Source organism: Nonomuraea sp. CA-218870 (assembly GCF_050936535.1).
Lineage (GTDB): Bacteria > Actinomycetota > Actinomycetes > Streptosporangiales > Streptosporangiaceae > Nonomuraea > Nonomuraea corallina.
This window is the reverse complement of the sequence record NZ_JBNJMN010000001.1, coordinates 3,027,658-3,051,742: the sequence shown is the minus strand read 5'-3', so window position 1 is coordinate 3,051,742 and position 24,085 is coordinate 3,027,658. Positions and strand designations below refer to the sequence as shown.

25 protein-coding genes are annotated in these 24,085 nt (G+C 71.4%); 7 read left to right on the top strand and 18 right to left on the bottom strand.

Translation table 11 applies throughout. The annotated features are described in order from the left end of the window. Positions 1–37 precede the first annotated feature (37 nt). Entirely contained in the window at positions 38–1,633 is a 1,596-nt protein-coding gene (locus ACQEUU_RS14860) for an AAA family ATPase (RefSeq protein ID WP_433065781.1), read from the top strand. Positions 1,634–1,761: 128 nt separating this feature from the next. On the opposite strand, the gene ACQEUU_RS14855 is transcribed toward ACQEUU_RS14860, so the two are convergent. Genes ACQEUU_RS14855 through ACQEUU_RS14845 form a run of 3 tightly spaced genes read right to left on the bottom strand, consistent with a single transcriptional unit; the run spans position 1,762 to position 3,031 of the window. Then, entirely contained in the window at positions 1,762–2,319 is a 558-nt protein-coding gene (locus ACQEUU_RS14855) for a TetR/AcrR family transcriptional regulator (RefSeq protein WP_433065778.1), read from the bottom strand. Next, positions 2,316–2,657, bottom strand: coding sequence for an ABC transporter permease (locus tag ACQEUU_RS14850; RefSeq protein WP_433065775.1), 342 nt, complete (start codon positions 2,655–2,657; stop codon positions 2,316–2,318). The genes ACQEUU_RS14855 and ACQEUU_RS14850 overlap by 4 nt, the downstream gene beginning before the upstream one ends. Next, a complete protein-coding gene (locus tag ACQEUU_RS14845) occupies positions 2,654–3,031 on the bottom strand; it encodes a hypothetical protein (protein WP_433065772.1) in 378 nt (125 codons plus the stop codon). Before ACQEUU_RS14845 ends, ACQEUU_RS14850 begins: the two co-directional genes overlap by 4 nt. Positions 3,032–3,236: 205 nt before the next feature. Between ACQEUU_RS14845 and ACQEUU_RS14840 the strand changes: the two genes are divergently transcribed. Continuing rightward, positions 3,237–4,076: a hypothetical protein gene (locus ACQEUU_RS14840; RefSeq protein ID WP_433065769.1), complete on the top strand. Its 840-nt coding sequence runs from the start codon at positions 3,237–3,239 to the stop codon at positions 4,074–4,076. A gap of 35 nt (positions 4,077–4,111) precedes the next feature. On the opposite strand, the gene ACQEUU_RS14835 is transcribed toward ACQEUU_RS14840, so the two are convergent. From ACQEUU_RS14835 to ACQEUU_RS14770, 14 genes are read right to left on the bottom strand one after another with little or no spacing between them, the layout of a single operon-like run. Next, complete coding sequence (locus ACQEUU_RS14835; RefSeq protein WP_433065766.1) at positions 4,112–4,867, bottom strand: sulfite exporter TauE/SafE family protein; 756 nt, start codon at positions 4,865–4,867, stop codon at positions 4,112–4,114. Beyond that, positions 4,864–6,267 carry an MBL fold metallo-hydrolase gene (locus ACQEUU_RS14830; RefSeq protein ID WP_433065763.1) on the bottom strand — a complete coding sequence of 468 codons (1,404 nt, stop codon included), beginning with the start codon at positions 6,265–6,267 and terminating at the stop codon, positions 4,864–4,866. The genes ACQEUU_RS14835 and ACQEUU_RS14830 overlap by 4 nt, the downstream gene beginning before the upstream one ends. Then, on the bottom strand, positions 6,264–8,564 hold the full coding sequence (locus ACQEUU_RS14825) for a xanthine dehydrogenase family protein molybdopterin-binding subunit (protein ID WP_433065760.1): 2,301 nt from the start codon (positions 8,562–8,564) through the stop codon (positions 6,264–6,266). Before ACQEUU_RS14825 ends, ACQEUU_RS14830 begins: the two co-directional genes overlap by 4 nt. Continuing rightward, a complete protein-coding gene (locus ACQEUU_RS14820) occupies positions 8,561–9,037 on the bottom strand; it encodes a (2Fe-2S)-binding protein (protein WP_433065757.1) in 477 nt (158 codons plus the stop codon). The genes ACQEUU_RS14825 and ACQEUU_RS14820 overlap by 4 nt, the downstream gene beginning before the upstream one ends. Beyond that, entirely contained in the window at positions 9,034–9,906 is an 873-nt protein-coding gene (locus tag ACQEUU_RS14815) for an FAD binding domain-containing protein (RefSeq protein WP_433065754.1), read from the bottom strand. Before ACQEUU_RS14815 ends, ACQEUU_RS14820 begins: the two co-directional genes overlap by 4 nt. After that, positions 9,906–10,526 carry an SRPBCC family protein gene (locus ACQEUU_RS14810; protein WP_433065752.1) on the bottom strand — a complete coding sequence of 207 codons (621 nt, stop codon included), beginning with the start codon at positions 10,524–10,526 and terminating at the stop codon, positions 9,906–9,908. Before ACQEUU_RS14810 ends, ACQEUU_RS14815 begins: the two co-directional genes overlap by 1 nt. Positions 10,527–10,542: 16 nt before the next feature. After that, positions 10,543–10,926 carry a RidA family protein gene (locus tag ACQEUU_RS14805; protein ID WP_433065750.1) on the bottom strand — a complete coding sequence of 128 codons (384 nt, stop codon included), beginning with the start codon at positions 10,924–10,926 and terminating at the stop codon, positions 10,543–10,545. After that, positions 10,923–11,744 carry a sulfurtransferase gene (locus ACQEUU_RS14800; protein WP_433065747.1) on the bottom strand — a complete coding sequence of 274 codons (822 nt, stop codon included), beginning with the start codon at positions 11,742–11,744 and terminating at the stop codon, positions 10,923–10,925. Before ACQEUU_RS14800 ends, ACQEUU_RS14805 begins: the two co-directional genes overlap by 4 nt. A 2-nt stretch (positions 11,745–11,746) precedes the next feature. Beyond that, positions 11,747–12,487: an ABC transporter ATP-binding protein gene (locus ACQEUU_RS14795; protein ID WP_433065744.1), complete on the bottom strand. Its 741-nt coding sequence runs from the start codon at positions 12,485–12,487 to the stop codon at positions 11,747–11,749. Then, on the bottom strand, positions 12,484–13,287 hold the full coding sequence (locus ACQEUU_RS14790; protein ID WP_433065741.1) for an ABC transporter ATP-binding protein: 804 nt from the start codon (positions 13,285–13,287) through the stop codon (positions 12,484–12,486). Before ACQEUU_RS14790 ends, ACQEUU_RS14795 begins: the two co-directional genes overlap by 4 nt. After that, complete coding sequence (locus tag ACQEUU_RS14785; RefSeq protein WP_433065738.1) at positions 13,284–14,312, bottom strand: branched-chain amino acid ABC transporter permease; 1,029 nt, start codon at positions 14,310–14,312, stop codon at positions 13,284–13,286. Before ACQEUU_RS14785 ends, ACQEUU_RS14790 begins: the two co-directional genes overlap by 4 nt. Continuing rightward, positions 14,309–15,190, bottom strand: coding sequence for a branched-chain amino acid ABC transporter permease (locus tag ACQEUU_RS14780; RefSeq protein WP_433065735.1), 882 nt, complete (start codon positions 15,188–15,190; stop codon positions 14,309–14,311). The genes ACQEUU_RS14785 and ACQEUU_RS14780 overlap by 4 nt, the downstream gene beginning before the upstream one ends. 2 nt (positions 15,191–15,192) lie before the next feature. Further along, entirely contained in the window at positions 15,193–16,374 is a 1,182-nt protein-coding gene (locus tag ACQEUU_RS14775) for an ABC transporter substrate-binding protein (protein ID WP_433065732.1), read from the bottom strand. A 58-nt stretch (positions 16,375–16,432) separates the two neighbouring features. Further along, the gene (locus tag ACQEUU_RS14770; RefSeq protein ID WP_433065729.1) at positions 16,433–17,224 is read right to left on the bottom strand and encodes an MBL fold metallo-hydrolase; all 792 of its coding nucleotides are present in this window, start codon (positions 17,222–17,224) and stop codon (positions 16,433–16,435) included. A gap of 344 nt (positions 17,225–17,568) precedes the next feature. Between ACQEUU_RS14770 and ACQEUU_RS14765 the strand changes: the two genes are divergently transcribed. From ACQEUU_RS14765 to ACQEUU_RS14755, 3 genes are all read left to right on the top strand, one after another. Continuing rightward, positions 17,569–18,240, top strand: a complete 672-nt coding sequence (locus ACQEUU_RS14765; RefSeq protein WP_433065727.1) for a TetR/AcrR family transcriptional regulator — start codon at positions 17,569–17,571, stop codon at positions 18,238–18,240. A gap of 124 nt (positions 18,241–18,364) precedes the next feature. After that, positions 18,365–20,026 (top strand): class I adenylate-forming enzyme family protein, encoded by a 1,662-nt coding sequence (locus tag ACQEUU_RS14760; RefSeq protein ID WP_433065724.1) that lies wholly within the window; start codon positions 18,365–18,367, stop codon positions 20,024–20,026. 14 nt (positions 20,027–20,040) lie between these two features. Further along, a complete protein-coding gene (locus ACQEUU_RS14755) occupies positions 20,041–20,796 on the top strand; it encodes an SDR family oxidoreductase (RefSeq protein ID WP_433071844.1) in 756 nt (251 codons plus the stop codon). A 43-nt stretch (positions 20,797–20,839) separates the two neighbouring features. Here ACQEUU_RS14755 and ACQEUU_RS14750 read toward each other — a convergent pair whose 3' ends face one another. Continuing rightward, on the bottom strand, positions 20,840–21,691 hold the full coding sequence (locus tag ACQEUU_RS14750; RefSeq protein WP_433065722.1) for a TetR family transcriptional regulator: 852 nt from the start codon (positions 21,689–21,691) through the stop codon (positions 20,840–20,842). Positions 21,692–21,785: 94 nt separating this feature from the next. Between ACQEUU_RS14750 and ACQEUU_RS14745 the strand changes: the two genes are divergently transcribed. Both ACQEUU_RS14745 and ACQEUU_RS14740 read left to right on the top strand, forming a co-directional pair. After that, positions 21,786–22,820 (top strand): phosphotransferase family protein, encoded by a 1,035-nt coding sequence (locus tag ACQEUU_RS14745; protein WP_433065719.1) that lies wholly within the window; start codon positions 21,786–21,788, stop codon positions 22,818–22,820. A gap of 1 nt (position 22,821) precedes the next feature. Then, positions 22,822–24,027 (top strand): acyl-CoA dehydrogenase family protein, encoded by a 1,206-nt coding sequence (locus ACQEUU_RS14740; RefSeq protein ID WP_433065716.1) that lies wholly within the window; start codon positions 22,822–22,824, stop codon positions 24,025–24,027. Positions 24,028–24,085: the final 58 nt, after the last annotated feature.

Sequence of the window (24,085 nt, the reverse complement as noted above, 5' to 3'; positions counted from 1 at the left end):
TCAGGTCCTCAGATCAGAACAGTGGCAGAATGTGACCGTGCCACCACTCCGGGCGAGATACTTCAACACCACCGGTCCCTGCGATCCCCAGCGCCACTACATGCTTCCCCCCACACCACGGCTTCCCGAAGCGCGGACGCTCATCGAGATGGACCGCTACTTCGTCCTGCACGCCCCCCGGCAGACCGGGAAAACCACCGTCCTGGACGCTCTGGCCTCCGGCCTGACCGCCGAGGGCGACACCGCCGCCCTGATGTTCTCCTGTGAGCGCGCCAAGGCGGCCGGCGACGACGTCGCCTGGGCTGAGTCGCTTCTGCTGGACTCCCTCCGCGAAGCCGCCGATCTATCGGGCTGGCCGAAGAAGCTGCTACCGCCGCGTTCCTGGCCGCGGGTCACGCCGGGTAGCCGGTTCGGCGCCGCGCTGCGGGAGTGGTGCCGGCGCTGCCCGCGCCGGGTGGTGCTGTTCCTCGACGAGATCGACGCCCTGCAGGGCAACAGCCTGGCCAGCATCCTCGGCCAGCTCCGCGACGGGCACAACAAGCGATCGAAGGGCTATCCGTTCCCCGCGTCGGTGGTGCTGTGCGGGTTGCGCGACCTGCGTGACTACAAGGTCGCCTCCGGCAGTGCCCCCGACCGGTTCAACGCGGCCAGCCCGTTCAACATCCTCCGCAAATCACTGCGCCTGGGCGACTTCACCACTGACCAGATCGCCGAACTGTACGACCGGCACACCCAGGCCACCGGCCAGCAGTTCACCAAGGACGCCGTGGACCGCGCCTTCGAGCTCACCCAGGGACAACCCTGGCTGGTCAACGCCCTCGCTGATGAGATCATCACCGAGATGAGAGTGACAGGAACGATCGGCGACAGGCAGGTGGAGGAAGCAAAAGAACGGCTGATCCGGGCGCGCGCCACCCACCTGGACGCCCTGGCGGCTCGACTGTACGAGCCCCGGGTCAAGCGGGTGATGGAGCCGATCGTGGCCGGCGGCCCCTACACCGACCGCGGCAACTCCGAGGACCTGTCCTACGCCCGCGATCTGGGCCTGATCACGCAACAACCTCCGCCGCAGGTGGCAAACCCGATCTACCGGGAGGTCATCCTGCGCGTGCTGGGCGACCTGACAGAGCAGAACATCCACGCCGACCCGCACAGCTTCGTGCTCCCCGACGGCCGCTTCGACCTGCCCCGCCTCTTGGAGGAGTTCGTCGTGTTCTGGCGCGAGCACGGCGAAGTCCTCATCCAGCAGGAGGGCTACCACGAGGCCGCGTGCCAGATCATTCTCATGGCCTTCCTGCACCGCCTGGTCAACGGCGGCGGCTACCTCGACCGCGAATACGCCGCCGGCACCAAACGCCTCGACGTCCTCGTCCGATGGCCCTACACCGGCCCCGACGGCGAACGCCTGATGCAGCGCGAAGCCATGGAACTGAAGGTGTGGCGACCCGGCGCAGACGACCCTCTGTCCGAGGGCCTGGCCCAACTCGACCGCTACCTCGACCGCCTCACTCTCGCCACCGGCGTCCTGGTCATCTTCGACCGCCGCCCCCGAGCCCCGTCCTGGAAGGAACGCGGCAGCTTCGAGCAGGCGGCCACCCCGTCCGGCCGTCAGGTCACCCTCCTGCGCGTGTGAGGGTGGTCCCGGGGCGGCGTCTGGTTCGTCTGCGAGGGAGGGCCGCGTTCCTGCCGGTGGCGGTCATGGGTCCGCGGGAGCCCATACCCAGAAATCCAGGGGCGATACGGCCCGTGACCGTGAAGGGCTTACCGGGCTCTGGCGCCGTTCAGGAACAGTTCGACGATGCGGGAAGCCCGGTCGGGGGTCTCCATGAGGTCGGTCGCGCGGGCGAGGTGCAGGAACGCGTTCATCAGGAATCCCGGATCGCCGGTCACCTCCCCCGCCGCGACGGCGTCGGCGAACAGGCCGACGACCGGGTCGAGGAGCCGGGCGACGTACTGGCCGGAAACGGCGGCCCTGGTCTCGTCGGACACGTGGTCCAGCGCCTCGTAGACGCGCTGCTCGAACGAGACGGGGTGCGCGTGGCCGGCCGAGGCCGCCACGAGAGCGGCGAGCTTGTCGCTCAGGGTGCCTTCGGTCGCGATCGCCGTGGCGATGCGTTCGTGCGCCTCCTCGATGAACCTCATGGCGACCGCGGCGTACACCTCTTCCTTGCCGTCCGGGAAGTGGTGGTAGATCGAGGGCCGGCGGATGGCGACAGCGCGGCCGACGTCGATCAGCGAGGCGCCGAGGTAACCGGAGGTCGCCAGCTGCCGCGCGAAGGCGTCCATGATCTGCGTCCGGGTGTCGGGGGCAGGGCTCATCGGTTTCTCCGTGCGTGGTGGGAGGCGAGGGCGCAGGCGGCCACCCCGGCGGCTACCAGCGTACCGAGGACGATGAGCGCGACCGGCAACGCCGTGAGCGCGCCGCCGCTCTCCAGCTGGCGGGCCGCGTCGATCACGTAGCTCAGCGGGTTGACCGTCGCCACGGCGCGCATCCAGGGCGAGAGTTCGTCGACGGGGGCGAAGAACCCGGTGAAGAATGAGAGCCCGAACACGGCCAGCGGGACGAGGCCGGTGCCGGCGGCGGACGCGGTCCGGATGGCGACGGCGATGCTCAGCAGGGCGATCCCGAGGCTGAGCGTGATCAGCACCAGGATCATGCCGCCGAGCCCGGCCCAGTCGCCCGGCCGGAAACCGATGAGCGCCGCGCCGGCGAGCTGCCGTGCGCGAGGCGCAGCCGGTCGAGGTACCCGCTGGTGATGTCGCTGAGGAGGAGCTTCCCGGCGGCGCCCGCGCCGGTCGCGGCCCCGGTGAGCAGAATCAGCGGGAGCAGGAACGCGATGAAGCTGCCGCCGGCCAGGTAGCCGCTGCCGACGGCGCCGAGTTGGCCGGCGTAGACGACGAGGAAGAAGAGCGCTTGGGCGAGCGGGGCGATCAGCAGTGCCGGGGAACGCAGGATCGCTCGGGTGGACCGGCCGATCGCCGCGAGGGTCACCGGCAGGGTACGCGGGACGGGTACGGCGGTGGTCGTCATGGGAAGGTCTTCCTGGTCTTCCTGGTCGGGGTTCGGTCAGCGGGCGGCCAGAGCGACGAACACGTCGTCGCCCCTGCTGCCGCCTGCCGGATCGTGGGATGATCTAGCTCGTGATGGGTTCCTCAGGCACGGGCCGCCGTCTCCGGCGCTCCGGCGTCTCCACGGCGTACGACATCTCCCCGCTCGCCCCGGCGGTGCTCGCCTGATGAGGGAGCTGACCGCCGTCGGACAGCTGGAGCGACCGCGCCCGCGGGACGGCGAGCCGGTCGACGCGCTCGACCCGATCACCCGGCGCGCGGTCGCGGGCTGGCTCGACGACCGGCCGTCCGCGGCCCGGCGGCGGACCTGCCTGCGGGTGCTGACCTCGTGGCTGCGCTGGCTGTACGCGACCGAACCGGACCTCGAACCACTCGCCGCCTCCGGCGCCCACCTGGACGCCTACTGCTACGCCGCCCTCACCACCGGCGCCGGAGGCGGCAGGCCCCTGGCTCCGGCGACCGTCGCCGGCAGGCGGGCCACGCTGGCCTCCTTCTACGCGTACGCCGCGCGGAGCGGCGCTGTTCACGCCCAGCGCCTCACCAACAGCACCTCCCGGCTCACCCCGGAGGAACGGCGCCTGCTGCGGCGAGGGGTCGCGCGGCTGGCCGGCGACGGGCGGCGCACCGAGGCCCTGGCCGTCGCGCTGCTGGAGGCCACCGGCGCGACCCCGGACGCGCTGGCCGCGCTGGTCACCCGCGACGTCCACGTCCTGCCCGGCGCCGACCCGCTCGTCGTGGTCGTCCTGCGCGAGGAGGGGGACGGCCGGGTGGCGTACCCGGTCCCGGAGCGGGTCCGCCCGCTGCTCGGGGCGGAGTGCGCCGGGCGGAACGGGGACGAGCCGCTGGTCAGGCGGCCCGACGGCGCGCTGGTGGACACCGGCTGGGTCACGGCCGCGCTCACCGACGCCGCCCGGGCGGGCGGACTGCCCCGGCAGCGGGCCGAACTCCTGCACCCGCACCTGCTGCGAGCGGCCGAGCCGTGTCACCGACAGAGCGCGACCCGTTGATCAGTGCTTGAACGCGACCGCCGCGCAGGGAGTGCTCAGGATGCCGGGACAGCCTGTTCCAGCAGCACGAACGCCCCCATCGCGAGCACGAACCAGCCGAAGACGCGCCTCAGCCGGGCTTCGGGGATCCGGCCGGCGAGCCTGCCGCCGAGCACGCTGCCGAGGATGGCGGCCGCGGTGACCCCGATGGCGAGGTCCCAGGCGATGGAGACGCTGGTCAGGTAGCCGGCGAGGCCCGCGAACGACTTCATCGCGATCACGAGCAGGGAGGTGCCGACCGCGGCCGCCATCGGCAGCCCGCCGAGCAGCGCGAGAGCGGGGACGACGAGGAACCCTCCGCCCGCGCCCACCATGCCGGTCGCCAGCCCGACCACCAGGCCGTCCGTCAGGGCGCGGACGCCTGCCACGTCGTCGCGGGTGTGCGCCCGCTCGGGCCGCCGGCCGCGGAGCATCGCGACGGAGGTGGCGATCATCATCAGCGCGAAGCCGGCCAGCAGCAGCCGTGCGGGAAGGTGGCCGCCGAGGATGCCGCCGGCGAAGGCGCCGATCATGCCGCTGACGCCGAAGAGCGTCCCCGTACGCCACCGGATCCGGCCCGCGCGGGCGTGGGTGACCAGCCCGGCGGCCGAGGTGGCGCCCACCACCAGCAGGGAGGTGGCGATCGCCTGCTTCGGCTCCAGCCCGGCGGCGTAGATCAGGATCGGCACCATCAGGATCGATCCGCCACCTCCCAGGGCTCCGAGCGCGACGCCGACCAGCACGGAGAGCACCGATACGGCGGCGAAGGTCATGCCGCCGCGCTCGTCACCGGCAGTCCCGCGTCGGCGACCCGGTCGAAGTGGTCGTCGACCGCCACCACGTCCCGGCCGGCCGCGGCGAGCAGCGACGCCGCGACCGAGGCGCGGTAGCCGCTCTGGCAGTGGATCCACAGCCGGCCCTCGGGCAGCTCCGGGATGCGTGACCGCAGCTCGTGCAGGGGAGCGTTCACCGCGCCCGTGATGTGCCGCGCGTCGAACTCCTCGGTCCTGCGCACGTCCAGAACCACGGCCGCCCGCTCCCTCAGCGCTTCGGCGAGGTGGCGGAAGCCGGCCTGGCCGAAGGCGGCCACCTGCCCGGTCCACTGCTCGGGACGCCCGGTGGCGGCGGCCGCCGGGCGGTCGATCCCGATCCGCACCAGCTCACGCTGCGCCTGCGCGATGTGCTCGGGCGACTCCCCCAGCAGGGTGATCGGGGTCCCCCAGTCGATCAGCCAGCCCAGGTGGGTGGCGAACGAGCCGTCCAGCCCGAAGCTGAGGCTGCCCGGCACGTGGCCGGCGGCGAAGGCCGTCCTGTTCCGCAGGTCCACCACCCACTCCCCCGCGTCGATGCGGCGCCGGATCTCCTCCGCCGTCGCCTCGCGCGGGTACGTCAGATCGGGCCGAGCCGGACCGGCGCTGTTCAGTGGAGCCATGTGGACGTAGTACGCGGGCCAGTCGCCGAGCCCTGCCAGCAGCTGACGGACATAGGTGTCCTCGTCATGCAGGAGCACGGGATTGACGGCCCGCTCCGTCCCGATCGTGGACTGCGCGGCGTTCGACTGGGTGGCCGCGCAGAACGAGCCGAACCCGTGCGTCGGGTAGAGGAGCGCGTCGTCCGGCAACAGCTCGCCGAGCCGCCGCGCGGAGCCGTACTGCAGTCGGACCAACCGGTCGGTGTGCTCGGGGCCCAGCAGGTCGGGCCGTCCCGTCGAGCCGTGCAGCAGCGACCCTCCGGAGAAGACCGCCAGTTTCCGCTCCGTGCGCTGGTCGTGCAGCACGTAGGAGAGATGGTGGAAAGTGTGCCCAGGTGTCGCCACGACCTCCACCCGCAGCCGGTCACCGATCCCGAGCCGCTGGCCGTCGTGCAGCGGCTCCCGGTCGAAGGCGACCTGGTCCCTGCCGTTGAGCAGATAGGCCGCGCCGGTCTCCTTCGCCAGCGCCGCTCCACCCGTGACGTAGTCGTTGTGGATGTGGGTCTCGAAGACGTGCGTCAACGACAGGCCGTCGCGGTCCAGCAGCTCCAGCACCCGGTCGATGTCGCGCTGCGGGTCCACGGCGAACGCCACCGATCCGTCGTGCACCAGGTAGCTGCGGTCCCCGAGGCTCGGGGTGTCGATCGGGACGACCGACACCCCGGGGGCCGCCGGCCGCCCGTCGAAGCCGTTCGCCGTCATGCCCGGCTCCCTTCGTCGACGCAGGCCAGCACCCGTTCCGCGAGCATCGGCAAGGTGGTGGGCCGGGCGCCGACGGCGTCCTCGACCGCGCTGGCGATCGTGGCCGCGCACGGTCCGATCGGTGGCTCCCCGATGCCGCGGGCGTTGAACGGGCCCACGCCCTCGCCCGACTCCAGGATCTTCACCTCGATCTCGGGGCAGTCGGCGGCCGTCGGGATGGCGTACTGGTAAAAGGCGCCGGTGAGGTTGACGCCCTCGTCGTACACGATGCGCTCGGACAGGGCGTATCCCAGTCCCTGGACGATCGCCCCCTCGATCTGCCCGCGCACGCTGAGCGGGTTGATCGCCCGTCCCACGTCGTGAGCGGCGACGTAGCGCAGCGGCCGGACCTGGCCGGTCCGCGTGTCGACCTCGACGTAGGCCGCGTGGGCGCCGAAGGTGAAGTCGGGGACGATCCGCTCGGCGTCGACCAGTTGGGTCACCGGTTTCCCCGTCGGCGCGAAGTACGTCCTCATCGCATTGATCGCCACGCCGTTCGCCATGCACATCGCGACCACTTCGGGAAGCGGCACCACCCCGTCCGGCGTGATCACGCCGCCTTCGGCCAGCGTCAGGTCGCGCTCGGCCAGGCCGGTCGCCTTCATCACGCCCTCCACCAGCTGGGCGCGCAGCTCACGGGCGGCGGTCAGCACCGCGTTGCCGGACATGTAGAGCTGCCGGGTGGCCGTGGTCCGCCCCGCCAGCGGAGTGCGGGCACTGTCGCCGAAGTGGACCGTCACGTTCTCGACCGGCACGTGGAGCACCTCCGCGGCGATCTGCGCCAGCGAGGACACCTGGCCGCCGCCCACGTCGGGCACGCCGCAGCGGACCACGACGCCGCCGTCGCGCTCGCATCCCACCCACGCGGAGGCGGAGTCGTTCATCCACGCCACCCGCCCGTAGGGCTGCACGTTGCACGCCACGCCCAGACCCACCCGGTGCTCGGGAGAGGACGGCTCGGGGCGCGGGCCGATCGCCTCCAGCACCGCGTCGAGACACTGCGGCAGCCACACCGCGGTCTCGATCCGCTGCCCGGCGGGGATCCGGTCGCCTGCCTTGAAGGCGTTGCGCTTGCGGACCTCGATCCGGTCCCTGCCGGTGGCGTCGGCGACCTTGTCGATCTGCGCCTCGTAGCCGAGCACCGGCTGCATCCCGCCGAATCCGCGGAACGCCGAACCGGGCGTGTTGTTGGTGTACGCGGCTCGTGAGCGCACCCGTACGTTGTCGCACCGGTAGGGCCCGGCCGCGTTCAGTGTGATGTACAGCAGAACGAAACCGCTCAGCAGCGGGTAGGCGCCGGCGTCGGAGACGATCTCGATGTCGTGGGCCAGCAGCCGCCCGTCCTCGGTCGCCGCGGTCCGGTAGCGCATCCGCACGGGGTGCCGTTTGGCCCGCGCGGTCAGCGACTCCCCGCGGCTCCAGGTCATCTTCACCGGCCTGCCGGTCCGCTGCACCGCCAGCGCGATGTAGGGCTCGACGGTCATGTCCTCTTTCCCGCCGAAACCGCCGCCGAGGTACGGCGCCTGCACGCGCACCTTGGCGTCCGGCAGGCCCACGACGTGCGCGATCCGCCGGTAGTGCTCGATCTCCTGCGTGGAGACCTTGATGTTGATCACACCCTCGTCGTCCAGCCACCCGATGCCGGTCTCCGGCTCCAAGTAGGCGTGGTCGACGACCTGCGCCTCGTAGCGGCCCTCCACCACGACCGGCGCCTCGGCGAACGCGCTGTCGACGTCCCCGCGGTCGATGTTCCACTCGCTGAGCAGGTTGCCGCCCTCGTGCACCTCCGCCGAACCGGCCTCCAGCGCGGCCTCCGGGTCCGAGACGACCGGGAGCGCGTCGTACTCGACCTCCACCAGCGCCTCGGCCGCGGCCAGCGCCCGCAGGTTCTCCGCCACCACCAGGGCGACCGGTTCGCCGTGGTAGCGCACCCGGGTCGTGGCCAGCACCCAGGAGGGTGGCAGCGGCCGCCCCTTGATCCCGGCGGTGTTGGCCGGGATCTCGTTGTTGGGCACGTCCTCACCGAAGAACACGGCGACCACGCCGGGCACCTCCAGCGCGGCGGACGCGTCCCTGGACACGATCCGCGCCGAGGGCAGCGGCGACCGGACCAGCCGGGCGTAGAGCTGCCCGGCGATGTCGAAGTCACCGGCGTAGCGGGTCTTGCCGAGCAGCTTCTCGCGCGAGTCCTGCCGCTTGACCGCCGTGTTGACCACGCGGGTCGTCTCCTGGGTACGGTGCGCAACCGTTTCGGTCATCGGGTGATCCCCTCCTGTGCCGCTCTGACCACGGCGTCGACGATCGCCTGGTAGCCGGTGCACCGGCAGAGGTTGCCATGGAGGTGCTCCCGCACCGTGGCGGGCGTGACCTCCTCGCCGGAACGGAGCAGTTCCACGGCCGACATCAGCATCCCCTGCGTGCAGAAGCCGCACTGGGCCGCGCCGGTCTCCCAGAACGCCGACTGCAGCGGGCCGAGCTCCTGGCCGTCGGCCAAGGACGCGCTGGTCTCCACCCGCGCGCCGTCGACCTGGACCGCCAGGGTCGTGCAGCCGGTCGCCGACCGGCCGTCGACGAGCACGGTGCACGTCCCGCAGGTGCCCTCGTTGCAGCCCTCCTTGACCTCGTAGGCGTGGGCCCGCTCGCGCAGCCAGCGCACCAGCGTGGTGTCCGCCGGCGCCCGGCCGGTGACCTCCCTGCCGTTGAGGGTCATCCGGGTCTCGACGTCGCTCATGCCTCATCCCTCCTCGCGTCGGCGCAGGCGTCCCTGAGCGCCCGCACCGCCATCGCCTCGATCAGCCGGGCCCGGTCCGAACCCCTGCAGTACGGGTCGTCCGCGATGTCCAGGTCGTCGGCCAGACCGGCCGCCACCCGCTCGGCCTCCGCGACCGCGACGCCCGTGAGCCGCCGCTCGACCGCCTCCAGCCGGAGCGGCCGGTCGGCGGCTCCGGTCACCGCGATGGCCACGCTCGCGATCCGGTCGCCGTCCAGCGCGACGCCTGCGGCCGCGGAGGCCAGGGCGAAGTCACCGGCTCGGCGGGAGTACTCGTGGAAGCCCCAGCCATGGCGGGGACGCAGCGGCACCCGTACCGCCGTGACCAGCTCACCCGGGGCGAGGTCGGTCTGGTAGTAACCCAGCGAGAAACCCCTGGCCGGGCGCCAGGCCGCGCCGGCGAGGCTCTCCACCCGGTAGTCGGCCTCCAGCACGTGGCAGGCCACCGGCAGTTCGGCCGCGGCGTCGCCGTGGGCGACGGAGCCTCCGATGGTGCCGCGGTTGCGGATCCGCGGGCTGCCGATGTGGGCCGCCGCCATCGCGAGCAGCGGCGCGTGCTCGGCGACCAGCCGGTCGGTGGTCAGGTCGGCGTGGGTGGCCGCCGCGCCGATGACGAGGGCGCCCTCCTCGACGCGGATGGCGCGCAGCGCGGGGATGCCGGACACGTCGACCAGGAACGCGGGCGCCGCCAGGCCGAGGTTCATCATCGGCACCAGGCTCTGGCCCCCCGAGATCGGACGGGTGTCCTCGCCTCCCTCCGCGAGCAGGGTGAGCGCCTCCGGGACACTGCGGGCCCGCTCGTAGGCCATGGTGGTGAGCACGTCGGCCATCAGCGGGTCTCCCTCCTTCCGAGCCACCGGCCCAGCAGTACGGCGAGGGCCAGGGCGACCGCGCCCGCGGCCACGCCGGCGATCTTCTTCGTGGGCAGCAGGGAGCCGTCGAGCAGGTTGATCGGCTCAGCCGGCGGTGTCGCGGGGGCGGCCGCGGCGAGGGCCGGGGCGGGGGCCTGCGCCTCGATCCGGGAGGCGAGGCAGTCGGCGAACTGGCGCATCAGCTTCGAGCTCAGGTCGTTGATCGGGCCCTGTCCCAGCTGGGCGACCCGGCCGGTGAGACCCAGGTCGGTCGACAGGGTCACCTGGGTGCCGCCGGGGACCTCGGTCAGGCCGGCCTTGATCTTGGCCTTCACCGAGCCGCCGCCGCGGCCGTCGCGCCCGTTGACCTCGATGGTGGCGACCTTGTCGACGTCGTCCTTGACGACGAACCTGGCGTCACCGGCGTAGGTCATGTTCATCGGGCCGACGCGGAGCGCCACCCGTCCGGTCAACGCTCCGCCGTCGATGGACTCCACCGTGGCGCCGGGCACGCAGGGCGCCACCCGGGCCAGGTCGGTGAGGAAGTCCCACGCTCGTTCGGCGTCCGCGGGGACGATGAACTGGTTGTCGATGCGCACGCTGGCTCCTCTGTCACTACAGGCCGGGCGGGCGGGCCGCGGCGATCGCCTGGACCTCCAGGCGCCACGCCGGATCCAGAAACCCGGAGACTTCGACGACGGTGCTGGTGGGCCGATGGCCGGCGAAGAAGCGGTTCCGGACCGCGGTGACTTCGGGGCCGTCGGCGATGTCCCGCAGGTAGGTCGTGATCGACACGACGTCGGACATGGCCAGGCCCTCGTCGGCCAGGCAGTCCTGAAGGTTGGCGAAGACCTGCTCGGCCTGGGCGGCCAGGTCGTCGGCGGGCGGGTGGCCGCCGTCCCGGCCGACCGGCACCTGTCCGGAGACGAAGCACAGGCCGTTGACGGTCATGGTCTGGACGTAGGAGCCCAGCGGCGCCGGGCCCTTCTGCTGATTCATGCGTGCCTCTGGATGGGGTTGTCGGCGTGCCGGGACCACTCGGACCACGAGCCGTCGTAGAGCGCGACGTCGTCGTAGCCGGCGTTGCGCAGGGCGATGAGCACGGCGGCGGCCGAGACTCCGCCGCCGCAGTAGAGAACCGTGGAACGTTCCTTCTCCACGCCGGCGGCCTCGGCCAGCCGGACCACCTGCTCACCCTGTTTGAAGCGGCCGTCCTCGCCGATCAGGGTCGGGGAGGGCAGCCGGCGGGCGCCGGGGATCCGCCCCTCGGAGGCGGAGAAGGTCTCCTCCATCCGGCAGTCGACCAGCGTGACGTCGTCGCGGCCGAGCAGGGCGCGGATGTCGGCCATCTCCCGGCGAAGCCCCTGCGGGGTGCCGGGGCGGTAGCGGCGCGGCTCGGGACGGCCGTCGGCCTCGTCCGTGGAGACCGGCAGGCCGGCCTGCTGCCAGGCGGGGAACCCGCCGTCGAGGATCGCGACCCTCTGGTGGCCGTTGTGCAGCAGTGCCCAGGCCAGCCGGGAGGCGGTGAACAGGGAGTTGTCGTCGTAGGCGACCACGAGGGTGTCATGGTCGACGCCCAGCCGCGACATGGCCTTCGCGAACTCCTCCGGCTCGGGCAGCATGCCCTCGACGCCGTCGACGGTGGCGCCCCAGTCCTCGATCCAGTCGGCGTGCACCGCGCCGGGGATGTGGCCGGCGGCCCACAGGTCGCGGCCGGCGGGCCCGTCCGCGAGCGAGGCGCGGGTGTCGACGACGCGGACGCCGGGCCGGTCGAGCAGCCCGGCCAGGGCCGTCGGCTCAAGATAGATGTCGTTCATCCTCACGCTCCTAGGTAGATTGCCTGCACCCTGGAGGAGCGGGCGAGTTCGGCGGCCGCGCCCTCCTCGACGATCCGTCCGGTTTCGAGGACGTAGGCGTGGTCGGCCAGGTCGAGGGCCAGGTTGGCGTTCTGCTCCGACAGCAGGATCGTGTAGCCCTGCGAGCGCAGCGCGACCAGCGCCTCGTAGATGCGGTTGACCAGCACCGGGCTGAGTCCCATCGACGGCTCGTCGAGGACGAGCATCTCGGGCTGGGCCATCATCGCCCGTCCCATGGCGAGCATCTGCTGCTGGCCGCCGGAGAGCAGGCCGGCCCTGCCGGTGATGCGCTCCCTCAGCTCGGGGAAGAGGTCGAAGACCTCGTCGAGCTTCGCGCCGTCCTTCCAGCCGCCGGGGCGCCGCACCGCGCCCATCCGGAGGTTCTCCAGTACGGTCAGGTCGGCGAAGACCCGGCGGCCCTCCGGTACGAGCGCGATGCCGTGGCGGGCGATGGCGTGGGTGGGCAGCCCGGCGAGGGACCTGCCCCGGAACGTCACCTTGCCCGCCCGGCTGGGCTGCAGCCCCAGGATGCCGCGGATCGTCGTCGTCTTGCCCGCGCCGTTGTTGCCGACCAGGCAGGTGACCTGGCCCGGCCGTGCCCGGAAGCTGACCTCGTGGACGACCTCGACGCGGCCGTAGCGGACCGTCAGCCCGTCCACGACGAGGCCCTCGCCCCGGTCGTCCGCGGTGTGCGTGTCGCTCATAGCGGGAGCTCCTCGTTCCTGGCGTGACCGGGACCCAGGTAGGCCTCGATCACTCTCGGGTCCTGCTGCACCTGGCTGGGCGACCCCTCGGTCAGCACCTGCCCCTGGTCCAGGACGATGACCCGGTCGGAGATGCTCATCACCAGCTTCATGTTGTGCTCGATGAGCAGCACGCCGATGCCCTCCGCGGCCATCCCGGCGATGGTCCGGGCCAGTGGCATGGCGCTGGCCGGGGGCAGCCCGGCGGCCGGCTCGTCGAGGACGACCACCTCGGGCTCCATCGCGAGCACGCGGACCATCTCGACGAGCTTCGCCTCGCCGAAGGGCAGCGACTCCACCAGCGAGTCGGCCCGGTGCTCCAGGTCGAACCTGCGCAGCAGAGCGCGGGCGGACTCCTCCGCCTCCCGCTCGTTGCGCCTCGTACGGGGGCCTCGGATCAGGTCGCCCAGGTGGCTGCCTTTCTGGCGGGAGTAGGCCCCCATCACGACGTTGTGCAGCACCGTCATGCCGGTGAAGACCTCCAGGTTCTGGAAGGTCCGCCCCAGGCGGTGGGTCGCGCGGGTGCCAGCCTTGCCGGCGGGCAGCTCGACGCCGTTGACGAAGACCTGGCCCTCGTCCTGCGTGACGAAGCCGGAGATGACGTTGGCCAGAGTGCTCTTGCCTGCGCCGTTCGGCCCGATCACCGCGGTGATCGATCCCGCGGGCGCCCGCAGGGTCACGTCCTTCAGCACCTGCAGACCGCCGTAGGCCTTGGAAACGCCCGTGACCCGCAGGCCGTGACGCTCATCAGCCGTGCTCATGCCCGCACCGCCCCTTCGCCCGATCGGGCCTCCTCGGCCGCCTGACGCTTGGCTCGTTCGCGGCGGTCCTCCCGGCGCGCGGCCAGCTCGCCCGCGAGGCCGCGGGGGAAGAGCTGCACGGCGACCAGGAAGATCACGCCCATGATCAGCGGTTCGTAGTCGGCGTAGTCGGCGGCGAAGACCTCGATGCCCGTGAGCAGCAGCGCGCCCAGGATCGGGCCGATCATCCGGCCGGCCCCGGAGAGCACGAGGGCGACGACCAGGAGGACGGCCATCATGAAGTCGAAGGTGGAGGGGCTGATGAAGCGGGAGTCGAAGGCCTCCAGCGCCCCGGCGACGCCGGCGTAGAAGCCGCTCAGGCCGAAGGCGAGCAGGCGCAGCCTGAACGGGCTGGCGCCCACGGCCAGGGCAGCCGGCTCCGAGGCGCCGTAGGCCCGCAGCGCCCGGCCGGTGCGCGACACCAGCAGGTTGTGCGCCACGATCGCGCCGATGATGGCGAGGGCCGCGGCGAAGGCGTACTTCACGATGTTCTCGGTGAACGCGAAGCCGAACACTGAGAACGGCGGGATGCCGACGAGACCGTTGGGGCCGCCGGTGAGCTCGACCATCCGCCCGAAGAGGAGGAAGAGAACGAACCCGGCGCCCAGGGTCGCCATCTTGAAGTAGATCTCCTTCAGGCGCATCGACATCATGCCCACCAGCAGCGCCACGACGGTGACCACCACAGGGGCGATGACCAGCGCGAGCACCGGCGGCACCCCGTAGCGTGCCGCCGCGATGCCGGCGGCGTAGGCGCCGAGGCCGAAGAATCCCGCCTGGGCCAGGGAGATCATCCCGGCCATGCCGTTGATGAAGTTCAGACCGGTCAGCAGGATCACGTAGATCGCCATCCGGGTCCAGATGTGCAGCGCGTAGTCCGTCGCCATCAGCATCGGGAGCAGGAGCAGCAGACCGATGGTGATCCACAGCTCCCAGGAGTTCGTCCTGCGCAGGAGACGTGGGGAGGCCGTGAGGCGGCTGATCATGTGCGCACCGCCCGGGCCGTGCCGAACATGCCGGTCGGCTTGAGCGTCAGGATCGCGAGCAGCACCACGAAGGCCACCACGTCCGCGTACGCCGACGTGCCGTACCCCGCCACGACCGCCTCCGCGATGCCGAGCAGCAGGCCGCCCGCCAGCGCGCCCTGCGGGTTGCCGAGGCCGCCGAGCATCGCCGCGGCGAACCCCTTGAGGCCCAGCAGGGTTCCGGAGTCGAACGACATCACGGTCAGCGGGGCCAGCCCGGCGCCTGCCAGGGCGCCGAGGGCCGCCGCGATGACGAACGCCCAGCGCGCGGTGGTGCGGAAGGAGACGCCGAACGTCTGCAGCGTCTCGGAGTCGCCCGCGGCGGCGCGCAGCGTGGTGCCGAGCTTGGTGCGCTGGAAGAACAGGGTCAGCGCCACCACGACCAGCACGGCGAGGGCGAGGTTGAGGATCGTCTGCCGGCTGGTGGAGGCCCCGAGGACCTGCACCGGCTCCGAGCCGAGCACGGAGGGCAGCGCGTAGGTGTCGCGGACCGAGATCAGCATCGCCGCGCCCTTGACGATCACCGCGATCGCGATCGTCGCGATGGTGATGCTTGCCGGCGTCCGCAGGCGGCCGAAGCCGAGCAGCCCCATCTCCGTGAGCAGCCCGAGCACGGTGGTGATGGCGATCGCGGTCAGGATCGCGATGGCGATGGGGACGTCCCACGCCTCGTAGAGCATGGCGGCGCTGAGGCCGCCGACCATGACGTACTCGCCCTGCACGAAGTTGATGGCTCCCGTGGCGTTGAAGATGACGCCGAAGCCCAGGGCGACGATCGCGTAGATCGCGCCCACGCTGAGCCCCGAGAGCAGGACCTGGATGAAGAGACCGGTCTCCATGCTCACTCCGCGGGAACGAACCGCGAACCGTCCCACCGGACGACGGCGACGTCGTCGACGGTGAGCCCGCTGTGGTCGTCGGGAGAGAACTTGAAGACGCCGGTCACGCCCATGTGGGAGTCGAGGGACTCGATCGCCTTGGCGACCTTCGCGCCGTCGGGGTCGCCGCCGGTGGCGCGCAGTGCCTCGAACGCCACCATCATCGCGTCGTAGGCCTGGCCCGCGTAGACGTTCGGCTGCTCCCCGCCGTACTTGGCGGCGTAGCTGGAGGCGAAGGACTCCATCGCCGCCTTCTGCTGGTCACCGCCGTCGATCTTGTCCCAGATCGGCAGCTTGGGCGAGACCAGGATCGTGTCCTCGGCCGCCGCGCCGGCCTGCTGCATGTAGCGGTCGTCGACGAAGCCGAAACCGTGCATGACCATGACGTCGCGGTCGGAGAGCACACTGCGGACGTTCTTGAGGAAGGTCACGCCCGACGGCTGGATGGTCCAGGCCAGGAATGCCTGGGGGTCGTTCCCGGCCAGCCGCTTGACCTGGGGGGTGAGGTCGTTGGCGGCCGGGTCGAAGGCCGCGGTGAACACCTCGATGCCGGCCTGGGGGGCGAGCCGCTCCAGCTCCTCCTGGGCCGACTGCCCGAAACTGGAGGTGTCCGGCATGAACGCGACCCGGGTCACGTCCTTGGACTTCCAGTAGTCGATCAGCTTCTCGATCATCACGGTGTCGTTGAAGGTGGTCTTGAAGGTCAGCGGGTGGTCCGCCGCCGGCTCCACGATCTGGCGGGCGCCCTCGGTGGCGATGAAGGCGATGCCCTTGCCGCTGGTGATGGGGGCCATGGCCAGGGCGATGCCCGACGAGCCGCCACCGCCGACGACGAGTTCCACGCCGTCGCTGTCGAGCATCCGGTTGGTCTGCTGCACGGCGGTGGAGGTGTCGCCGGCCGGGTCGTAGAAGACCCACTCGATCTTCTTGCCGTCGATGCCGCCTTCGGCGTTGACCTTCTCGACGGCAAGCTCAGCGCCCTTGCGCATCTTGTCGCCGAGCTTCGCGCCGGCTCCCGAGACGGAGAACAGGGTCCCGATCTTGATGGTCTCGCCGCCGTCACCGGCCCCGGAGTCGCCCAGGCCGCAGGCCGACAGGGCCAGGAGGGCAGAGCAGGCCACGAACGTGCGAATCTTCTTCCTCATCGGATCTCCTTGATCCGGAAGCCGGCATCCACGGCTCCCTATGAGTGGCTGGGGGGAATCACTCGGGCAAAGTGCCGATGCGAGCCATGTCGAAGGCCTCGCTCATGTGGAGCGGCAGCACGTTGTCGCCGCCGATCTCCTTGATGCGGATCATCTGGTCGTACGCCTCGAACAGGTCGGTGTGTCCACCGGGCGGGATCACCTTGAAGTGCTCCGACTCCTCTTCCGAGGGGTAGAAGTTCTCCTTGAGCACGCACATGCCGGCGATGACGAAGGTGCCTTCGGAGGTCTTGATGACGGCCGACTGGCCGCCGTGGGTGTGGCCGGGGGTGAGGATGAGGTCGAAGCCCTCGGCGATCTGGTGGTCGCCGTCGAGCTTGGTCAGGCCCATCTCCTCGACGCGCTGGTAATACTCGGCCGGGGCGAACGACGTCGCGAACATCTCGTGGGACGGGGTGTTGTCCCACTCGCGGCGCTGGACCAGGATCTCGCTGTCGCCGAAGGGCTCCATGGTCATGCAGTGGTCCCAGTCCAGGTGCGTCAGGACCGTGACGTCGATGTCGGAGGGCTTCATCCCGCGCTCGCGCAGGTGGGACTCGATCGGCTTGACGTCGACGACGTCGGCGAAGACCTGGCCGACGTGGACGAGTTCCCGGTCGACCGGGCGGATGTGCTCGTGGTAGTCCCGCGCGCTGCAGCCGACGTCGATCAGGGCGGCGAAGCCCTGCCCGCGGACCAGCCAGGAGACGTAGGGCACGTCGATCGCGACGCCCGCATTGTGCATGTAGGTGAAGCGGCTCTTCTCGCGGTGCGGTCCGTAGGCCACGACCATCGGCTCGATGGTGAACAACTCGATCCTCCTCGGGGTGCCGTCCAGGAATCCGCTCGCACGGGAGGATGCCGACCGGCTCGGTCCGTGCCACCGTCCCGGAACTGAACGCCTAGACAGCAAGTCCTGGAACTGAACACTCATACAGCACTGACTGGCGGCCTTCTGGCGCGTCTTCAGGCTCGTGACGCTGGACATTAGCCGAGAAGTTGCGATAGCGGTAGTACTTACTACATGCACAACTAGTTTTGGGTAGAAGTCAGGTCAACGGCCCTTGCGACCCTTAGGCTGGCCGAGCGAGATCCACCGCCCGGCGACGGCGCGGCGGATCCCCGACAGGGAAGCACACGACCCATAGGACGAGGATGAAGACGACACGGGAGACGCCTGCGCCAGGAACGCCCGGCAAGCGGACCCGGAGGATCCGCGACGCGGAGCGGTCACGGATCGCGATCCTTGACGCGGCGGAGCGGCTCTTCGCCGAGTCAGGTTTTCAGGGTGCCTCTCTGGCGGCGATCGCCGAGCAGGCCTACGTCTCGGTGGGCCTGCCGGGCTACTTCTTCGGCTCCAAGGAGGACCTGTACCACGAGGTGCTGCAACGGGTCTTCGCACGGCGCGACGCGGCGCTTGAGGCGGTGGCGACCGAGGCGGAGCGGTTGCTGGAGGAGTCTCCGGACGACGGGGAGGCGGCGCTGCGCCGGCTGGTCGGCGGCTACGTGGACTTCCTGCTCGACAACCCGGCCTTCGTCTCGCTGCTCACGCGGGACGCGCTGGAGCGCATCGGCCGTCGAGAGGGGCAGCCGCGGCACTCCGAGAGGTTCGCCGAGCGGATGATCCGGATCTTGGCGCGGGCCGGGGTGGTGGAGGCGGAGGACGCCCCCGAACAGCTCTTCCTGAGCCTGATCGGGATGTGTTACTTCCCGCTGGAGCACGACGCCACGATCGTGGCCGGCATGGGGCAGCGGGCCTGGGCGCGGGCGTTCCAGGACAAGCGGGTGGAGCACATCGTCCGGCTGCTGCTGCGCCCGCCGGCGTAGCCAGGAGCCCGGCACCACTGGGGCGGCTTCGGCGCAGGGCCTTGATGAGGACCGGGGGCTCCATGATATGTATCACCGACCGAACGGTCACTCAGTCGGCGTCATCAGCCGGGGAGGTAGCGGGATGAACGAAAGGCCCTGGACGGCTCTCTATCCACAGGCGGTCTCGCAGGCGGAACCCGCCGGCCACGCCTCGCTCGCCGAGGCCTGGCGCGCGCGGGTGCGGCGGCAGCCGGACGCCCGCGCGATCGCGTACTTCGACGCCGCCATGACCGTCCGGGAGGTCGACGAGGCCACCGACGCCCTCGCGGCGGCGTACCGCTCGCTCGGCACCCGGCGGGGTGACCGCGTGGGGATCTACCTGCAGAACATCCCTCAGTTCGCGCTGTCGTTCCTCGCGCTGTGGAAGCTCGGGGCGACGGCGCTGGTGCTCAACCCGATGTATCGCGGGCAGGAGCTGCGGCGGCTGGTCGACGACTCCGGCGCGGTCGGGATCGTGTGCTCCGACGCCGACGTACGGGAGGTCGCCGAGGCGCTGTCCGGCAGTTCGGCGCACTGGACGGTGAGCACCTCTCCGGCGGCCTTCCAGAGCCGCGACGACTCCCGGGTGTTCAGCGACACCGAACGGAGGACTCCTGCCGCGGACGGAGACCTGGAGGAACTGATCGAGACCTTCCGCGGCGCCACCGTCGAGCCGCCGGAGCTGACACCTGACGACGTCGCGCTCCTGACCTACACCTCCGGCACGACCGGGCCGCCGAAGGGCGCGATGAACACGCACGGCAACGTGCTCTCCGTCACCGGCGCCTTCGCCTCCTGGATCGACCTGCGGCCCGGCGACGCCGTGTACGCCATGGCGCCGCTGTTCCACATCACCGGCTCGGTCATCAACGCGGCCATCGCGATGCTGCACGACGCCGTACTCGTCCTGGCCGGCCGGTTCCACCCCGAGGTGGCGATCGAGACCTTCGTCGAGCACGGCGTGACGTTCACCGTGGGGTCGATCACCGCGTTCAACGCGATCTACCAGCTGCCGCACGCGTCGCGGCGGCACTTCGCGTCGATGAGGTCGGTCTACAGCGGCGGCGCGCCGATCCCGCCGTCGACGATCGACCGCTTCCGGGAGCGGTTCGGCGTCTACATCCACAACGTCTACGGGATGACCGAGACGTCCTCGGCGGTGATCGCCGTGCCGCTGGGCACGGAGGCGCCGGTGGACGAGGCCAGTGGGACGCTGTCGATCGGCGTGCCGCTGCCGGGGCTGGACGCACGGGTGGTGAACTCCTCGGACCTGCCGGTCGGACCCGGCGAGCAGGGCGAACTGGTGCTGCGCGGGCCGCAGGTGGTGCCCGGCTACTGGCGGCAGCCCGAGGCGACCGCGTCGACGATGCCCGGAGGGTGGCTGCACACCGGCGACGGGGCGATCATGGACGCGGCGGGCTGGGTCTACCTGGTGGACCGGCTCAAGGATCAGATCAACACCTCCGGCTACAAGGTGTGGCCGCGCGAGGTCGAGGACGCGCTCTACACCCACCCGGCGGTGCACGAGGTGGCGGTCGTGGGGCAGCCGGACGACTACCGGGGAGAGGTCGTCGTGGCGTACGTGTCGTTCAAGGCCGGCGAGTCGGCCGGTGCGGACGAGCTGATCGCCTTCGTCCGCGAACGGCTGGCGGCCTACAAGTGCCCGCGCGCGATCCACGTCGTCACCGACCTGCCCAAGACGCAGACGGGGAAGATCCGGCGCAACGTCCTGCGGGACCACGGAGCCACGGGAGCGGAACAGTGACCGGGCCGAACGCGGTGACGGACAGGCTCGCGGGGCGCGTCGCGATCGTGACCGGGGCCAGCCGGGGCATCGGCCTGGCGATCGCGCGACGGCTCGTCGCCGAGGGCGCGCGGGTGTGCGTCACAGCGCGCAGGCCGGAGCCTCTGGAGGAGGCGGCGGCGTCCTTCCCGGAGGGCTCGGTGCTGAGCGTGGCCGGCAGGGCCGACGATCCGGCGCACCGGTCCGAGGTGTTCTCCCGCGTGCTGGCCGCGTGGGGCCGGCTCGACGTGCTGGTCAACAACGCGGGCATCAATCCTGCGTACGGCCCGCTCGCCGACCTCGACCTGGCCGTCGCCCGCAAGACCATGGAGGTCAACGTCCTGGGCGCCCTCGCCTGGACTCAGGAGGCCGTCGTCCACGGCCTGGGCCAGGCCGGGGGCTGCGTGGTCAACGTCTCCTCGGTGACCGGGGAGGTGCCGTCGCAGGGGATCGGGATGTACGGCGTCTCCAAGGCCGCCGTGTCCCACCTCACCCGGACCCTCGCCGCGGAACTCGGGCCACGGGTGCGCGTCAACGCCGTCTCACCGGCGGTGATCAGAACGCGATTCTCCCGGGCGCTGTACGAGGGCAAGGAGACCGAGACCGGCCGGCATTACCCCATGAAGCGCCTCGGCACCCCCGAGGACGTCGCCGGCGCCGTGGCCTACCTGGTCTCCGACGACGCCGCCTGGGTCACCGGCCAGGTCCTCACCATCGACGGCGGGCTGCTGGTCGCCGGGGGTTCCGCCTGAGCGGTGCGGCCGATCGGCCGGGCCCCGGCCCGGCCCGGCCCGGTCAACCGGTCCGCAGCAGCGCGACCGCGTAGTCGGCGTACCGCCGCGCCACCTGCCGCGCCGACAGCGGGCCGCCGGGGCGGAACCACGACGGCAGCGCGGTGCACATCGTCGCGACGGCCCGGGTGGCGGTCCGCACGTCCACCGGTTTCCCGCCGTCCGCGGCCACCGCCCGCTCCGCCTGCTCGTCGAGGAGATGCTGGACCTCGTCGCGCAGCGCGGCGATCCGGACGCGCTCTCCGGGCGCGAGACTGCGCATCTCGCTCGCGCCGAGGAAGGCGAGATCGCCGCGGAGCGCGTGGAACAGCGCCAGCGCTTCGACCATCCGCGCGAACCGTCCCAGCTCGCTCTCCTCCGCGTCACGCGCGGCCAGCAGCCGCCACCGGATGTCGGCCATGGTCAGGTCGAGCAGCCGTACCAGCATGTCCTGTTTGCTCGCGTAGTGGTGGTAGACGCCCGCCACGCTCAGCCCGGCCTCGGCGGCGACCTCGCGCATCGTGGCGGCGTGGTAGCCACGCGCCACGAAGATCCGCAGCGCCGCGGTCAGCACCGGGCCGAGCGCCAGCGCCCCGAAGGACCGCCAGTCGCCTCCCCCGGGGCCGGCGACGGTAGCGGCCGCAGCCGGAGCGGGGGCGGGGGCGGGGGCGCCGGCGTCGGCCAGCAGGCGTGCCGGGGGAACTTCGAGAACCTGTGCCACCTCGACCAGCCGGTCGACCGTCAGCGGGGTGCGTCCCGTCTCGATGGCGCTCATCGTCGCCGGGCTGACGCCGACGCGGGCCGCCAGGGCGCGCAGGCTCAGCCCGCGCGCGAGCCGCGCCGCCCGTACGGCGGCTCCCGGGGTATGTTCAGCCATACCGAACAGACTACGCGACCACAAGTAGTGAACTGCCCCTTTCTATGAGATGCCCCTGCTGGAGAGCTGAACGGTCGTTCGGTACCATACGGCCATGAGCAGCATCGACCCCGCCGAGCTGATCGCTCTGGACCGGCTCGCGCCCGCCCTGGCCAAGACCACCGAGGACGACCGCTGGCGCAGGTGCGCCGCGGAGCTCGTCGTCGGCGGGAAGAGCAATCTGACCTTCATCCTGCGGAGCGACGCGGGCGAGCTCGTCCTGCGCCGGCCGCCGACGGGCGAGCTCCTGCCGAGCGCCCACGACATGGCCCGCGAGGCCAGGGTCCAGCGCGGGCTGGCCGGGACGGCGGTTCCGGTGCCCCGCGTCGTGCTGGTCGACGAGGGCGGCCTGATCGGCGTCCCGTTCTACGTGATGGAGAAGGTGCCCGGCCACGTCGTCCGCGACCGGCTGCCCGACGGCTGGGCGCGGACGTCCGAGGAGCGGCGGGCGATGGCGTTCGCCCTCGCCGACACGCTGGCCGCCCTGCACGCCGTCGACTGCACGGCGGTCGGCCTCGGTGACTACGGCCGCCCGGCCGGCTTCATGGCGCGCCAGGTCCGCCGCTGGTCCGGCCAGTGGGAGAAGAGCCGCACCCACGAGGTCCCCGAGATGGAGGAGCTCGCCCGGCGCCTGGCAGCCGGCGTGCCGGATCAGCAGCGAGCCACGATCGTCCACGGCGACTTCCGGGCCGACAACGTCATCTACGACGCGGCCGATCCCGGGCGGATCAACGCCGTCCTCGACTGGGAGCTCTCGACACTCGGCGACCCGCTGAGCGACGTCGCCCTGCTGATGCTCTACTGGCGCGAGGCCGGCGACGACGGCATCAGCCTGATCCCCGGCGTCTCGCACCTGCCGGGCTTCCCCACCCGCGCCGAGATGCTCGACCGGTACGCCACCACGGCAGGGGTCGACCTCACCGACATGACGTGGTACCTGGCGTTCGCCCGCTTCAAGTTCGCCGTCATCGCCCAGGGCGTCTCCGTACGCTCCAGAGCGGGAGCGATGGGCGGGCAGGACTTCGGCGACCTGGACGACCTCGTCCTCCGGCTGGGCGCCGAAGGACTCGACCATCTGAAGGAGCATTGAGATGGATTTCGCCCTCTCCCCCAAGGCTCGGCGAACCTGCGATGAGATGTGGGATTTCATGCGGTCCCACGTGTTCCCCGCGGAGCCGGTGTGGGCGGCGTACCTCGCCGAGCACGGGCCGCACGAGCACCCTCCGGTGATGGAGGACCTCAAGGCCGAGGCGCGTCGCCGCGGGCTGTGGAACCTCTTCCTGCCCAAGCTGTCGGGGCTGTCCAACCTGGAGTACGCCGCCGTCGCCGAGATCTCCGGATGGTCGCCGGTGATCGCCCCCGAGGCCATCAACTGCCAGGCGCCCGACACCGGCAACATGGAGACCCTGGAGCTGTTCGCCACTCCCGAGCAGCGTGAAGGGTGGCTGGAGCCGCTCCTGGACGGGCGGATGCGCTCGGCGTTCGCGATGACCGAACCCGACGTCGCCAGCTCGGACGCCACCAACATCGAGACCCGGATCGTCCGCGACGGCGACGAGTACGTCATCAACGGCCGCAAGTGGTTCATCACCGGCGTGGCCGACGCCCGCTGCGAGATCTTCATCGTGATGGGCAAGACCGACCCCGACGCCGACACCCACCGTCAGCAGTCGATGGTGCTGGTCCCCCGCGACACCCCGGGTCTCAGCATCGAACGGCACCTGCCGCTCTTCGGCTACCAGGACCAGCACGGCCACTCCGAGATCGTCTTCCGCGACGTCCGCGTCCCCGCGGCCAACCTGCTCGCCGGAGAGGGCGACGGCTTCCTGATCTCCCAGGCCCGGCTGGGGCCGGGCCGCATCCACCACGCCATGCGCGCCATCGGCATGGCCGAGCGCGCCCTGGCCCTCATGGTCGACCGCGCCAAGAGCCGGGTCGCCTTCGGCAAGCGCCTCGCCGACCAGGCCAACGTGCAGGACGCGATCGCGCAGTCCCGCATCGACATCGACCAGGCCCGGCTGCTCGTCTACGACGCCGCCTGGAAGATCGACCAGAACGGCGCCAAGGGCGCACGCAAGGAGATCGCCGCCATCAAGGTCGCCGCGCCGGCCATGGCCTGTGCCGTCATTGACCGCGCGATCGAGCTGTTCGGCGCCGCCGGCATCTCCGACGACACCCCGCTGGCCTACTTCTACGCCTGGGCCAGGGCCCTGCGCATCGTCGACGGCCCCGACGCCGTCCACCGCCGCACCATCGCCCGCATGGAGCTCAGGCACACCCCGCCGTACGTCGGGTGAGCGTCAGCCGGGGCCGTCCCTCTCCCCCTGACCTGAGGGAGAGGGACGGAGGGCCCGG

Bases quoted from the DNA above. Each gene is read 5' to 3' on its own strand.
- ACQEUU_RS14775 (WP_433065732.1), bottom strand. From the start codon at position 16,374: ATGAGGAAGAAGATTCGCACGTTCGTGGCCTGCTCTGCCCTCCTGGCC.
- ACQEUU_RS14815 (WP_433065754.1), bottom strand. From the start codon at position 9,906: ATGGCCGACGTGCTCACCACCATGGCCTACGAGCGGGCCCGCAGTGTC.
- ACQEUU_RS14790 (WP_433065741.1), bottom strand. From the start codon at position 13,287: ATGAGCACGGCTGATGAGCGTCACGGCCTGCGGGTCACGGGCGTTTCC.
- ACQEUU_RS14820 (WP_433065757.1), bottom strand. From the start codon at position 9,037: ATGAGCGACGTCGAGACCCGGATGACCCTCAACGGCAGGGAGGTCACC.
- ACQEUU_RS14840 (WP_433065769.1), top strand. From the start codon at position 3,237: ATGAGGGAGCTGACCGCCGTCGGACAGCTGGAGCGACCGCGCCCGCGG.
- ACQEUU_RS14850 (WP_433065775.1), bottom strand. From the start codon at position 2,657: ATGATCCTGGTGCTGATCACGCTCAGCCTCGGGATCGCCCTGCTGAGC.
- ACQEUU_RS14785 (WP_433065738.1), bottom strand. From the start codon at position 14,312: ATGATCAGCCGCCTCACGGCCTCCCCACGTCTCCTGCGCAGGACGAAC.
- ACQEUU_RS14855 (WP_433065778.1), bottom strand. From the start codon at position 2,319: ATGAGCCCTGCCCCCGACACCCGGACGCAGATCATGGACGCCTTCGCG.
- ACQEUU_RS14845 (WP_433065772.1), bottom strand. From the start codon at position 3,031: ATGACGACCACCGCCGTACCCGTCCCGCGTACCCTGCCGGTGACCCTC.
- ACQEUU_RS14825 (WP_433065760.1), bottom strand. From the start codon at position 8,564: ATGACCGAAACGGTTGCGCACCGTACCCAGGAGACGACCCGCGTGGTC.
- ACQEUU_RS14805 (WP_433065750.1), bottom strand. From the start codon at position 10,926: ATGAATCAGCAGAAGGGCCCGGCGCCGCTGGGCTCCTACGTCCAGACC.
- ACQEUU_RS14765 (WP_433065727.1), top strand. From the start codon at position 17,569: ATGAAGACGACACGGGAGACGCCTGCGCCAGGAACGCCCGGCAAGCGG.
- ACQEUU_RS14835 (WP_433065766.1), bottom strand. From the start codon at position 4,867: ATGACCTTCGCCGCCGTATCGGTGCTCTCCGTGCTGGTCGGCGTCGCG.
- ACQEUU_RS14830 (WP_433065763.1), bottom strand. From the start codon at position 6,267: ATGACGGCGAACGGCTTCGACGGGCGGCCGGCGGCCCCCGGGGTGTCG.
- ACQEUU_RS14795 (WP_433065744.1), bottom strand. From the start codon at position 12,487: ATGAGCGACACGCACACCGCGGACGACCGGGGCGAGGGCCTCGTCGTG.
- ACQEUU_RS14780 (WP_433065735.1), bottom strand. From the start codon at position 15,190: ATGGAGACCGGTCTCTTCATCCAGGTCCTGCTCTCGGGGCTCAGCGTG.
- ACQEUU_RS14800 (WP_433065747.1), bottom strand. From the start codon at position 11,744: ATGAACGACATCTATCTTGAGCCGACGGCCCTGGCCGGGCTGCTCGAC.
- ACQEUU_RS14750 (WP_433065722.1), bottom strand. From the start codon at position 21,691: ATGGCTGAACATACCCCGGGAGCCGCCGTACGGGCGGCGCGGCTCGCG.
- ACQEUU_RS14760 (WP_433065724.1), top strand. From the start codon at position 18,365: ATGAACGAAAGGCCCTGGACGGCTCTCTATCCACAGGCGGTCTCGCAG.
- ACQEUU_RS14745 (WP_433065719.1), top strand. From the start codon at position 21,786: ATGAGCAGCATCGACCCCGCCGAGCTGATCGCTCTGGACCGGCTCGCG.
- ACQEUU_RS14740 (WP_433065716.1), top strand. From the start codon at position 22,822: ATGGATTTCGCCCTCTCCCCCAAGGCTCGGCGAACCTGCGATGAGATG.